Below are 13,154 nucleotides of genomic sequence, written 5' to 3' on the forward strand. Positions count from 1 at the left end.
TTTACTTTTGCTTCCTTTCTCAATCATAAATCTACTCAAAATTTCAAAAAACAAATCTAAAGGAGGAACGAGGAATCGCACTCGGGAATCGGCAAAGATTGGCGATATTCTTCGCGGAGTTTCTTGCGGAGATTCCTCGTTCCTCGGAATGACAAACTTTATGGTTACTTAACGTTAGACGCACTGCTGTGCGCCTCTACAGAAAACCTTTGCACCTTTGCAACTCTGATCCTTTGAACCTCTTCTAAAACCTTCGGAGTAACAAACTTTATGGTTACTTTGTGTTAGACGCACTGCTGTGCGCCTCTACAAAAACCTGTGAACCTTTGCGCCTCTACAAAAACCTTTGAACCTTTGCCCCTATGAACCTCAGAACCTATTCCAAAACCTTCTTATTCACAAAAACATTTTTAAAAGTCACATTCTTAATCAAACTTTTATCAATGTCCGCTTTAGCAGATTCAATATTCAAGTTTTCGAAAGTGAAGTTTGACAAACGTACATTTGGGTCGTTTTCTACTTTATAAAACATTTCACATTTAAGATCAATATTTTTTAAAGTAACATTGTCACCATACGATAAAGGAACATCAGGGCGGCCTTTTAAATCAAAAAACTGTTTCCAAGCCAAAATAGCCAAACCATTTTTAGTTTGTCCTTTAATATCTTCAAGTCTGATATACTCGTAAAGTTGCGGTGTATCAGGTCTCATTTTAAGATGCAATAATATCGACGGACCATCAACTTCGCAATTGCGCATAATGATGTTTCGGTTATGAATCGCCTCGCTTCCGTTAGTTAAAGCCGAATGACAATATCCAAATTTACAGTCTTCGATAATAATATTGGAGTTTGGACCATTGTTTTTATCTTGGTCTGCATAAGGACCTTTACCTCCTTTTAGCGCTATGGCATCATCATTTACAGACATAGTAGATCCTTTTATGAGTACGTTGTTGCAAATATCAAGATCAATCGCATCGGTACTTGGAGCATCGCCTTTTTGGTGCGGAGAATAAATATAAGTGTCAATAATTTTTATGTTGTTGCATTTGTAAAAATGATTCGTCCAGAAGCCAGAATTAATCAATTTTACGTCCTGAAATTGAACATTATTTGAATTCCAAACAAAAACCAATCTTGGTCTTGAAACTTCAAGATTCGTGCATTTTGGGTTTTCTTTTCTACGCGCCCAGAAAGCATCCCAATATTTTCTTCCATTTCCGTTTATGGTTCCTTTTCCTGAAATCGAAAAATTATCAACACCATAAGCATTTACCAAAGCTGGAAAATAATCCAAATTCTGACCTTCCATTCTTGATGGCATAATTGGATAATTGGCAATATCATCAGAACCTTTTAAAACGCCACCTTCACTTACGTACAAAGCGGTTTTTGGCTTAAAGAATAAAGCACCGCTCAAGTAAACTCCTTTTGGAATCACGATTACCCCACCACCATTTGCCGCTGCTTTATCAATCACTTTTTGAATCGCAACTGTCTGCAATTTTGTACTGTCTTTGCTTACGCCAAAATCAGTTATCGTGTATTTTTTTCCTAAATCTTTTAACTGAAGTTTTTTAGAATCTTTAAACCAAGAAGTAATTTCAGTTCCGTCTGGAAATTTATCGTTGCTGTATTTTTGCGAAAATGAGCTTTGAGAAATTCCCAAAACGCATAAAGCTAAAGTGAAAAACTTTTTCATTGTAAGCTGTTTTAATTTTATTTTTTATAAGTGTCTGTTTAGCGAACTATTTTTTTTAAGCCACAGATTAAAAGAATTTTAAGGATTTTTTGAATCTAATTCCGTTTATTTCAATCTGTTTAATCCTTTTAATCTGTGGCAAAAATTTGATTAACTATGAACCACCAAGAAACATTTTATTTATTTATTTCAATATGTGCTACAGAAATAAAATATCCTGTACTTCCGTAATTTGATTTTCTTTTATCCGACCAATTTGGTCTTTCTCCAGTTCCGGAAACGGTTAAAACATAATTGCCTTTTTTCAAAATTGGAGATTTGTAAACTGCAGTTTCTGTCTCATTTTTGCTGTACAAATCGACAATTACTGAAGTTATAATTTTTCCTTTTTCATTGGTTAAAACAACTTTTGCATAACCATTTTCACTTCCCACAAAACTTGAAAAACCAATTTGCTGACCATTGAATTTTATTGAAAAAGAAGCATTTTTATCATCTGATTTGCTTTCTTTATCCGAATGACTCCAATTGCCCGAATATTTAATTTCTTTATTGCTGCTTTTCAGAATTTTATTGGTGTTTTTTGGAACAGATGCAATTCCAGTTTCCAAATCAATTTGCCAAGTTTCCTGATAAACTGGAATTGAAAGCGACTTTCCTGAAATTGTCAACGGTTGCCAAATATAAGTTGCCGATGAAGCCTGTTTTGGAAACGACCAGCGATCGCCCATAAACATATAGGCTGTTTCTTTTGAACCTTGAATTGGCAAAACAAATGTCGATTGCGAATTCCATGTCAGGGTTTCTTTTGGCGCAATTAAACCTTGAAATTCCCACGGGCCTTTAAGCGAATTTGAAGTATAATAATAATTGTCGTTTTTCTCCCAACTTGTCAAATGCGAACCGATAAAATAATACATATTATCTTTTTTAAGCATCGTTGGCGATTCAAAACCGGTTGTAATATTCTCATTTACTCTTTCGGTAACCGATTTATAATCATCGCTTAATTTATAAATTTCGCCGCCATGAACCAAAATATATCCAGAACCTTCAGAATCTTGAAAAGTTCCCATATCCCATTTTCTTATTGGTTTTCCGTCTAACAAAATCGGACCTTTAAATGCATAGGGACCTTCAATATTTTTTGAAACCGCGTAACCCACAAATTGATCTTTGTACGTTAAAGTATCAGCGTGCATGTACATTATAAACTCATCGGTTTTAGGGCATTTCATCACTTTCACTCTTTCACCAACACGATTTGGTCCCAATTTTCCCGATTCTTGAACCGGAAGCGCCATTTTTTCAAATTTCCAATTATAAAGATCTTTTGAAGAATAACAATTAAAACCTGCAAATGCGTTGCTGGTGTCACTATGTGCTTCTCCAAACAAATAAAAAGTATCTTTTTCTTTTATAATATTGGCTCCATGCGCGCTTACAATATTTCCGTTTTGGTCAAGCCAAGGAACACCAGAATAAATGGCATCCATTTTTCCCATTTCCTGCGCAAAAGAAGCCGTCACATTGCACAAAAAAACAATGCAGATCAGACTACAAAAGGCAAAATAATTCTTTTTAAACATTTTAAAATTCACAATTCACAATTAATAATTCACAATTAATCATTTGCGTTTCAACCACTCTTTCGGAACATTCACAATACAAATATTTAACGTTCTATTATCCTCAGAAAGCATCGCAGATTGAATTTCAATTTTCGTTCCGTCTCTATTGAAAGTTGGGTGAACGTGATCTGCTGCCGTTTCTTTATGTCCGGTTGTCAACATCATCATTTCATTCGTTTTTCGATCAATTAAATACAAGCTTCTTGAAAAGTCATCACCAACAGCCCATCTTCCATCTGAAGAACCGTGCACATGCCATAAACCGCTTCCGCTTTTTGTTTGGCCAGCAATAATCATTTCTCTGGTTCTTAGATTTACAATTGCTAAACCAGTTGGTTTTTCTCTCGTTCCAGAATTTCCCCAATTGCTTTCCTGACCTGGATTTTGAGGATTTCTAACTTCTGTACTTGTAGTAACTTCAACTGGAGCATCTTTTTGAATATCAATTTTTCGATGTCCCATAATCGCCATTGCTACTTCATCTTTAGAAATTACAACTTCATGCGTAACCCATTCATAATCCGATTCGGGATACAAAGGTCTCAAACCAGATCCGTCTGCCATAACCGTCCAAGTTCGCTGTGGTGATTTTCCGCCGGTTTCCCAACAAAAAACCAATTCACCCGGATTCCAAATATTGGATTGAATATGCCCCACTTGAAACGGCACCGAAACTACATGTTTTATTTCGCCAGTTTTGATATTCATACTGCTGATGCCGCCCGGTCCTGCTCCCATATTTCTCGGTCCAAAACTCTTTTCAATTTTGACATTTGGATCTAAATGTCTTGCTGCTTCTTCTTTTCCAATTCTGAAATAAACTCGATCTTCATTAGCATCCAAAGCCATATCTCCCGACGCTCCCATTTCCGGATTTGTTGTACCACAAATACGTTCATAAGCTGAAATTGGTTTCATTTTCCCTTTTTCACTATCTGCAAAAACAGCTTCCAGATTCACTTCCATAATCTGCATTTTCTCGCCTTCTCCTTTTCGCATAAAATACAATTTCATCGATTTTTGCGCCATGCATAACGTTCCGGTATAACCGCCTTCGGTAACTTGAACCATCACACCTGATTTTTCGTTGACCGCCATTGCTTCTCCGTTGGCTCTCTTAGTTCTAAAAATGAGCCATTCGCCATCTGCTGTCCATTGAGGATGTGTTGGATACGTTTTTGAATCTCCAGCAGATTTTGTGGTTAAAAAAATTAAATCGACACCTGTAACAGGATCTTTGATTATCTTTTTTTCTGATGGAAATCGGGTTCCTATCTGGGCAAAAGCAATTGTGCCGAGTAATAAGAAAAATATATTTATTGTTGATTTCATGTGTATTGGGGTGTTTTGTCGCTAAGGCGCTAAGACGCGAAGGTTAATTAAAAATTAATGATTAATCGGCTTGTTTGTCATTTCGAGGAACGAGAAATCTCCACAAGTAGCTCGACAAAGATTGACGACTTTTAGAAACGGAGTTTCTTGCGGAGATTTCTCGTTCCTCGAAATGACAAACAGAACGTTATAAGTCATTCATAACTAATAACTAATAACTCAAAACTCATAATTCCTAACTCCTAACTTACTTATGCAGATTATTTTTCCCTTCGATTTTCAATTGAATAGAACTGTCATTAATTTGAAACTGACTGTCTTTTAAAAGCATAATCACTTCGGCTCCAGCCAATAAAACTGGACCATAACCGTGAGCAGCAAAAACATTTACAGGACGATAATAATAAAATGCAGGATCAAAACCCATTCCGGTTCCTACGCAAGTTCCTTCAACTTGACCTTTATCATTTACTTTTGTTGCTACCGCATTCCACGCCAATAAAACTGCAGGAGCATAGGTCATTTTATCAACATAACCACGATTGATGGCTCTGGCGATAGAATACGCATAAATTGCTGTTGCCGAAGTCTCTAAATACGAATCGTTTCTATCTAGTAATTGGTGCCAAAAACCAGTTCCGTCTTGATATTGAACTAATCCGGCGATGTGTTTTTGCAGTTGAGTTAAAACTTGATTATACCCCGGATGATTTTTTGGAAGAACTTCTAATAATTCAACCATCGTCATCACCGCCCAACCGTTTGCTCTCGCCCAATGAAATTGAGGATGAACCGCCATCGACTCAACCCAGCCGTGCATGTAAATTCCTTTTTGGCTGTTGAACATTCTTTCAGAAAACTGATTTACTTGTTTTACAGCATCATCAAAATATTTTGTGTTTCCTGTATAACTTCCCATTTGCGCAAGCGCTGGCACGCTCATAAACATATCATCTAACCAAAGTGTGTTGTCCTGTGGTCTGTTTCTTGCCAGAGTTCCGTCTTTTAATCGGAATTGTTTGTTGCTGATAAAGTCGATGTAATTGTTTACCAACGGATCAACATTTGCTTTTAAACCCTCTTTTTTGGCTTTAATAAAAGCTGCACAAAGCGCACCAGCAAAATCTAGTGCTTCAGGATGAAGCGTTTTCAGCATGTCTTTGTCCTTGATGTTTTTTTCGTTGTAATTTTCGGCAATATCCGCAATTAACTGTATTCTTTTATTTGAATAATCGGCAAAATATTTTTCACCTGTTGCTTTCGATGCCAAAAGCATTCCAGCATAGGTAACGCCCCATTCATAACTGGTTAATCTGAAAGCGCCCGGTTCAAAAACAATATCCTGATTGCCTTTTTTATAATCGGTAACAACGGCTTTCGTATTTGCATCAATAATTTTTGAAGCCGAATTTTTGTCTAAAAAATTATAAACCCTGTCCAAAACCACTTTTATATCTTCCTTCTGCGGAATCACATATGGCGTTGGATAATCAGGTTGCATTAAATGCAATGGTGCTGTTGCGTCTGTTTTTTGTGCGTTCGCATTTGTAATTGATGCAAACACGAACATTGCTAAAATGGTTGATTTATAGTTCATAATGGTTAGTGTGTTAGTTTAATGTTTTGTTTTATTTGCTGATTTCAACCGTTATTTTGGCCGAAAGCTGTTTTGCCAAAGTGGTTACATAATTGCTGAAATAAGCTGAATCTTTAAAATTTTTATCGGCACTCAATTCCCAGCCTGCAATGGCGTAGTAACTGATTTTTTTATTGTTCTCGATTGTCAATTTCGCCAAATATGAATCTGTTAACTGACCTGTTTTTGGTGCTTCCATATATCCTTGATAAATTTTCTTGGGAACCAAAATCGCAGTTCCTAAAATCCATTCGCGGTTGTATGTCAAGTTATCATGTTGAATGAAGCAAACCCAATCGCCGGCCTCAACAACCTGCAGCGGATTTTTATTATTTATATTTGAAATTGCAGCCAAAAAAGTTTCTCCACCTTTCAGTCCGCTGATTGAAACCGTGTTTTCATAACCGTACATTCCTGGCCAGATTGAAGTCGTTTCCTGAACCTGATAATTATTTCCAGAAGCTTTCCAGTTTTGGTATTTATAACTTAAAACCGAATTAACTGGACCTTCGCTTACAATTTTGAAAGTTGTTTTTTCGACATTATTCAGCGTATCGTTTGTCAAAATTCCGAGACGGTTGATTTTGTCATTTATCAATAAAGCGTAACCGCCCAAACCAGCAGAATTTCCAACAGGGAAAATATCTCTTCCCCAATCGTACATTACATGATAATTGTCCTCAACGGCGCCTTTGCTGTTAATTCCAACATTTTCTGGCGTTATAGCTGGAATTCTTTTTCCGAAAACATCTTTAGAATTTCTTCCATCTAAATAATGTCTGAAACCAACTTTGTCATTTTCCCAAGATGGTCCGTCTGTCTGGTATTTTTGAAAACCTAGTTTTTTATGCACTTGATTTGCCATTAAAACTTCTTCAGTTGCTGGCTGAACCGGCAAATCTTTAGCTTCTCTTTTTCCGAATCTTGCGCTAGTTTTTATTGGAAATTTAGGATCTTTCAACGACCAAGTTAGTGTTGCAATTTTCTTTTCGCTTGGAGCAAAATCAGTTACTAAGAAAAGCTCGTCCCATTTTCCGTCACCATCCAAATCATTAAGCTGTGCCGGAATTGTATCATTTTTAGCAATCAAAATTGGGAAACTATTGGCAACATATTTTGACGCAATTTGGTTTCTTTTTATGCTGATTGCTTTTTGTGGCACTGCTATATCAGATGCATTTTTTAAAGTAACTTTTTGTGCATTGCAATTCACTAAAATTGCTGTTGCAAAAGCTATTGATAAATAATATTTTGTTTTCATTTTTTTTGTTTTGTTTCAGGTTTTCTTTGTTTAAAGTTTCAGGTTTTGCACTAGTGTGTATCTCCCAACACATAGAAACATAGATTAAAAAAACTTATAAAAGGCGTTTCACTTTACATTAACAAACATAGTCTATGTGTGAGAAACATGTTTCTTTTTGCGCTCTTTTTATATTCCATTTTACACATAAATCTATGTTTCTATGTGTTTAATGTTTTTTCAAGAATTATAATTTAATCCAAATGAAAAACTTCTTTTAAGGAAATCGAAACTGGCGAATTATCAGGATTTGTATCCATAATATCGCCCATATATGCCCACCATTTTTTTACGATAGGATGATTTGGCAAATAGTCGAAATTAAAATCAGCGCTGATTTTCTGCACTGCAAAAAGTATCAATGTTTCTTCATCTAAAAAAATGCTGTAATCCTGTATTCCCGTTTCTGAAAGCAAAGCCGATAATTCTGGCCAGATTTCATCATGTCTTTTTTTGTATTCTGCTTCAAAACCAGGTTTTAATTTCATTTTGAAAGCGTTTCGGATTGTGTTTTTATTTGCCATTTTTAATGCTTTAAATTTATTTGAACAGGCTGATCTCTATTACAGATAATTTCGCCATTTATATATTCCAATTCTGCTACTTGAATAGAACTTCTTTTTGTTTCATAACTTTCGACTCCTTTGTTTTCTGGTGTTCTGCCGGGATGTGTGAAATAAAAAATATACGCTTTTCCATTATTCACAACTACATCAGGATGTCCACCAATCACTTTATCATCTTCGCCGGTTCCAGGCGTTTGCAGAATATTTTTTTCTTGGCGTTTCCAATTTAAAAAATCTTCTGAAGAATAAATATTCAAACCTCTCCAAGAATCTGTCACCATCCAGTTTTTACCTTTCCAATTAAAGACTTTTGGTCCTTCTCCTCTATCTTTTATGATTTTCGTTCCGCTGTCCGTCCAAGTGTACAAATCCTTGCTGTCGGCATAATAAATTGATTTTCCATCATTTTCATTATTATAAAACATTCTCCAAGTTCCGTTTGGCAATTGAAAAACCGAAGCATCGATACAACGTTCTGCAGCCAGTTTTAATTCTGATTCAAAATTCCAATCCATTAAATTCGTGCTCGTCAAATGAATAATCGAACGCGGATGATACCAGTCATTGAAAATTCCAGGAACAATGGTCAAATACATATGATATTTATTCTTGTATTTAATGACATCTGGCGCCCAATACGTTACATCTTTTAATTTATAATTGATATTACATGTATCCTTATACGTCCATTTTGCTCCGTCTTCAGAAGTGGCTACACCAATTTTTGTTCCATGCACCCAAGTTATACCTTTTGCTGTAGAATCTTTAGCACGGCGATTAGTGTAAAACATAAACCATTTTTTCTCTTTTTCATTCCAAACAATAGTTGGATCAGCGGCTCCATCATAGATTGGATCGCGGAATAATGGTTTTGATGCAATATGTTTTTTATCTTTTTGAATGTCTTTTTGTGCTGTCATTGTTAGGCTGAACAATGAAGTTATTAGAATTGTAAAAAGATATTTTGGTTTAATTTTCATTTTGGTTTTGTTGTTTTTTTTGTCATTTCGACGAAGGAGAAATCGCACTCGGGATTCGACAAAGATTGGCGACATTCTATGCGGAGTTTCTAGTGTGATTTCTCCTCCGTCGAAATGACAAACTGTACTTATTACTTTGTGTTAGTTACTCGTGAAGATTCCTCTCCCGAAGCCTCGGGATCGAAATGACAAACTATATGTATTTAATTATTTTTCTTCTCATTTTCTATCCCCCAATCATCTGTCCTAAAAGGTGATGCAGGCAAATTTTCAGCATTGAATAAATTTGGTTCTGGAACTGCTTTCCATGCAAAACGAACGGCAATAGGTTCTTTTACATTTGGCGAAGAAACTACAATTGTTTTTTTATCGATTTTTGCCGTTGCCGGATAAAATACTTTGTCGTATCCTGCGATTTCAAATTCTTTTAAATCTTCATTGCTCTTTTTGAATCCGTTTGGAACATCGTCAAAAAATAATTGAATACGCTGCTTTTTGATTTCCATATGATTATACGTTGGTCCGGAATAAACTAATTTGCTTTCTCCATACGTTTTAGCTTTTGCAATTAAAGCCAAACGATAACCAACAGTCTGCTTGTCGATTGGATGAATATTTTCAGCATTTCCAATATCAGTTGTAACAACGATTCCGCTATTCGGAATTACTTTTGAAGAAATTAACTGCGCTTCTCTTATGTAAGCATTTTGCCCTTTGTGAGGCGCAATTTGAACAAAATAAAACGGAAAATCGCCTTGCTTCCATTCCTCTCTCCAACTTTTCACCATTGCAGGAAAAAGACTTCTGTACAAAAAGGCTTTTTCGGCATTGCTTTCTCCTTGGTACCAAATCACACCTTTCATGGTATAATTAGTTACAGGATGGAGCATTGCATTGTACAAAACATAAGACGTTTTATTTTCTTCTTTTTTAGGTTTTTTAAGCTGCGTTTTCGAAATATCGTTATTATTTGCAAGCCTTTCTTTTGCTAAATCAGCGTAATAATTTTCTAATTTTTCCTGAAATAATTTTTCGTTTTTAGCATCTTGTTCCAAAATCGGCAGAAAATCTGGATTGCTTTCAAGAACCGTTTGTGAAGTCCAAGCTTCGGCTTTCGTTCCGCCCCAAGAAGTTGAAATTAATCCGATTGGCACTTTCAGATTTTGGTACAAATCTCTTCCGAAAAAATAAGCAACCGCAGAAAATGTTTTTATAGATGAAGAAGAGCATTCCGCCCATTTTCCTGTTACATCATCTAAAGGTTTTTGAGAAGCTTTCGTTTGAACAGTAAATAATCTTATTAATGGAAAATTGGCATTCTGGATTTCTTCTTCATAATTTTTTACTCCCGTTTTCCAAGTTCCATCTTCTTTTCCAACAGGAAAATACATATTCGATTGACCAGAACAAATCCATACTTCGCCAATCAAAACATTTTTAAGAATGATTTTATTTGACGCTTCAATCGCAATATCATATTGTTTTTCGCTTCCGACTGGTGTATTCACGGCTGTTCTCCAAGTACCATCAGGATTTGCAGTAATTTCAACAGGATTATCTTGCCAACCTAATTGGATTTTTATTTTTTCGTTTGGAGAGGCCCATCCCCATAAATTCACTTTCGAATTTTGCTGTAAAACCATATTATCACCAACCAAAGCTGGCAATTTTACTTGAGCACTGGCCGTCAGTCCAAATCCTAAAACAATGAATAGTAACAACAATTTCTTCATATAAATCACTCAGAATATAATTTTAATACTAAAACTTTAAAGATAAAGCACTAAAACGATATCGGTATCCTGTGCTTCCCTGTTTTGCTGAAGATTTGCAAAAAACTAAAAAGGCAACAACGAGAAGTTGCTGCCTTTGTAAAATCAAAACCACTTAATTTTACCATTACCATGTTAACGAAAACCAATATCCTTAAAATGATAATCAAATTTAGCTATTAAACAACTGAAAACTATCCTGTTGTACCCTGCTATTTGATAAAAAAAACCGTCTCAAAAAATGAGACGGTTCCTAACATAAAAAAACCAAAAATAAGTGTTTTTTAGTACCCTGGATTCTGCATTGCTGCTTTTTGTTCTGCAGTCAAAGGTTTTCCGCTTGCGTAAACTCCATCAAGGAATGTTTGTGGAATTGGGCGCAAATTGTGATATTCTTGAATATTTGGTGCTGCTTCAATATTATAAGCTTTTGCTCTAGCAACCAATGTTTTAGTCCTACTTAAATCTTCCCAACGGTGAAACTCTCCGCATAATTCTCTGGTACGCTCATTAAGCACTAAACATAACATTCTATCGTAATCACTGCCATAGCCTAATTTTGAAATCACAGCCATATCTTCTGCAGGTAATGCATTTATATTACTGATTGTCAAGTTTGTTGCCGTTGTTGCAACTGCAATATTATTTGACTCATAATAAGAGTTTTCAGGAATATAAGAAATTGGAATTCCTGCTTGCCCTGTAGTTGTATAAGCCGCTGAACCATCTGCGTAAGCAGCACGATTTTCACCCGCTTTGTAAGCAGCACGAGCACGAACCGCATTAATATATGGCAATGCATCTGCATAAGTAGCACCACCCGCTTTTGCCAAACGAATTTTAGCTTCAGCTGCCATTAAGTACGTTTCTCCAGAACGTGCCAAAGTAACGTCACGAGATCCTTTAATGTTACTCAAATCGATTCTGTTTCCGTCCATATATTTGCTTAAAGATGGGAATCTAACATCGGCCATTAAACCTACTTTGTCCGCAGCATACGCTACATAAACACTCGGAATTGTTTTTCCTGTTTTTGGATAAATGATGACATCTGTGTTTTTAGTTTTTGCAAAACGTGTGTCTGCTGCCGTATTTACAACATACATAATTCCTAAATCGCCATTTTTGTAAACAGCTCCTGATGCATTGTTGACAATACTTTTTGTTTGGAAACTTTTCCAGAAACGTGAATCATTTACATGATCAAAAGCATCATAAACAAAATAAGTTGGTGCTAAACGGCTAAAAGGTCTTCCACCGGCAAGGTTACGCTTCATTTGGGGCAATTGGTCGTAAGTTGAAAGGAAATATAAATGCTGCTGATTTCCTCCCGTTGTCAATGTACTAGCATTGAACTGCGCAGATAAAATCAACTCTGGAAGTTTTTCATTAGCTCCGTCAGCAGTTGTGTATGACCATAAATTGTCATAATTCGCTGCTAATGGGTGGTGCGAAATTACTTCATCAGACAAAGTAACAACCTGTTGTAAATCGGCAGTTTTTGTCGTTCCGTTCCAGCTGTCGTTGATTTCGCTGGCACGAGTCAAATAAGCTTTTGCCAAATAATGCGCTGCAGCATCTTTAGTGATTTTTGCAGGAGCTCCAGCATTTCCTAATAAATTATAAGCCTGAGTAAAATCTGCAATTACTTGATTTAAAACTTCTTGAGGCGAAGCTCTTGTAAATTCTAATTCAACTGTAGAACTTGTTTTTAATTTCAATGGAACAGCGCCATACTGGCTTACCAATTGTAGGTAACTGAAAGCTCTTAAAAAGTAACCTTCACCTAAAGCCGTTTTTTTGATGGCGTCATTTGATGAAACAATATTTGTAGCCGATTCAATTAACTGATTGGCATTTCCAATTCCGATATACAAGTTATCCCAGTGTGTATTTGCTGCAACCGTATTCGCATTCGAAACGGTTACGAAAGCCTTAAAACCAGAAGAATACGAGTTCCAAATCCAGTTTGAAGGGTCACCTCCTGCGTGAAATTCATCCGTTCCAGATTCTGCTGAACAAAGCGGCACCTCTCCTTGAAATTCTGCCGCAAATACTTGATAATATGTTCCAACTGCCAAAGCCTGAATTCCGGCTTCTGTTTTATAATAATCTGAACTGTATGCTGTTGTCAACTCTTCGTCAAGAAAATCTTTGTTGCAAGAACTTCCTAGAGTCAATGCTGCAACAAGCATTAAGTTGATATATAGTTTTTTATAATTTTTCATAATG

Annotated in this window: 9 protein-coding genes; all 9 read right to left on the reverse strand. The window is 36.0% G+C overall.

The features are described 5' to 3' along the window. Positions 1-376: 376 nt before the first annotated feature. The 9 genes from FND99_RS15735 to FND99_RS15775 all read right to left on the reverse strand — a co-directional run bounded on the left by FND99_RS15735 (position 377) and on the right by FND99_RS15775 (position 13,150). Complete coding sequence (locus FND99_RS15735; RefSeq protein WP_144338895.1) at positions 377-1,705, reverse strand: rhamnogalacturonidase; 1,329 nt, start codon at positions 1,703-1,705, stop codon at positions 377-379. 176 nt (positions 1,706-1,881) lie between these two features. Next, positions 1,882-3,294, reverse strand: a complete 1,413-nt coding sequence (locus FND99_RS15740) for a family 43 glycosylhydrolase (protein WP_144338896.1) — start codon at positions 3,292-3,294, stop codon at positions 1,882-1,884. A 39-nt stretch (positions 3,295-3,333) separates the two neighbouring features. Further along, positions 3,334-4,668, reverse strand: a complete 1,335-nt coding sequence (locus FND99_RS15745; RefSeq protein ID WP_144338897.1) for a hypothetical protein — start codon at positions 4,666-4,668, stop codon at positions 3,334-3,336. 247 nt (positions 4,669-4,915) lie between these two features. Next, on the reverse strand, positions 4,916-6,265 hold the full coding sequence (locus tag FND99_RS15750; protein WP_144338898.1) for a glycoside hydrolase family 88/105 protein: 1,350 nt from the start codon (positions 6,263-6,265) through the stop codon (positions 4,916-4,918). Between the two features lie 31 nt (positions 6,266-6,296). Next, the gene (locus FND99_RS15755) at positions 6,297-7,565 is read right to left on the reverse strand and encodes a DUF4861 domain-containing protein (protein WP_144338899.1); all 1,269 of its coding nucleotides are present in this window, start codon (positions 7,563-7,565) and stop codon (positions 6,297-6,299) included. 233 nt (positions 7,566-7,798) lie between these two features. Further along, entirely contained in the window at positions 7,799-8,128 is a 330-nt protein-coding gene (gene rhaM, locus FND99_RS15760) for an L-rhamnose mutarotase (RefSeq protein ID WP_144338900.1), read from the reverse strand. Positions 8,129-8,130: 2 nt separating this feature from the next. Continuing rightward, on the reverse strand, positions 8,131-9,150 hold the full coding sequence (locus tag FND99_RS15765; protein WP_144338901.1) for a family 43 glycosylhydrolase: 1,020 nt from the start codon (positions 9,148-9,150) through the stop codon (positions 8,131-8,133). Between the two features lie 203 nt (positions 9,151-9,353). Further along, the gene (locus tag FND99_RS15770; RefSeq protein WP_246074229.1) at positions 9,354-10,883 is read right to left on the reverse strand and encodes a sialate O-acetylesterase; all 1,530 of its coding nucleotides are present in this window, start codon (positions 10,881-10,883) and stop codon (positions 9,354-9,356) included. A gap of 323 nt (positions 10,884-11,206) precedes the next feature. Beyond that, positions 11,207-13,150, reverse strand: coding sequence for a RagB/SusD family nutrient uptake outer membrane protein (locus tag FND99_RS15775; protein ID WP_144338903.1), 1,944 nt, complete (start codon positions 13,148-13,150; stop codon positions 11,207-11,209). Positions 13,151-13,154 lie beyond the last annotated feature (4 nt).

The sequence above is a fragment of the Flavobacterium daemonense genome, assembly GCF_007341385.1.
Classification (GTDB): Bacteria; Bacteroidota; Bacteroidia; order Flavobacteriales; family Flavobacteriaceae; genus Flavobacterium; species Flavobacterium daemonense.

Coding starts and splice junctions, on each gene's coding strand:
- FND99_RS15735 (WP_144338895.1), bottom strand. CDS start 1,705: ATGAAAAAGTTTTTCACTTTAGCTTTATGCGTTTTGGGAATTTCTCAA.
- FND99_RS15740 (WP_144338896.1), bottom strand. CDS start 3,294: ATGTTTAAAAAGAATTATTTTGCCTTTTGTAGTCTGATCTGCATTGTT.
- FND99_RS15745 (WP_144338897.1), bottom strand. CDS start 4,668: ATGAAATCAACAATAAATATATTTTTCTTATTACTCGGCACAATTGCT.
- FND99_RS15750 (WP_144338898.1), bottom strand. CDS start 6,265: ATGAACTATAAATCAACCATTTTAGCAATGTTCGTGTTTGCATCAATT.
- FND99_RS15755 (WP_144338899.1), bottom strand. CDS start 7,565: ATGAAAACAAAATATTATTTATCAATAGCTTTTGCAACAGCAATTTTA.
- rhaM (WP_144338900.1), bottom strand. CDS start 8,128: ATGGCAAATAAAAACACAATCCGAAACGCTTTCAAAATGAAATTAAAA.
- FND99_RS15765 (WP_144338901.1), bottom strand. CDS start 9,150: ATGAAAATTAAACCAAAATATCTTTTTACAATTCTAATAACTTCATTG.
- FND99_RS15770 (WP_246074229.1), bottom strand. CDS start 10,883: ATGAAGAAATTGTTGTTACTATTCATTGTTTTAGGATTTGGACTGACG.
- FND99_RS15775 (WP_144338903.1), bottom strand. CDS start 13,150: ATGAAAAATTATAAAAAACTATATATCAACTTAATGCTTGTTGCAGCA.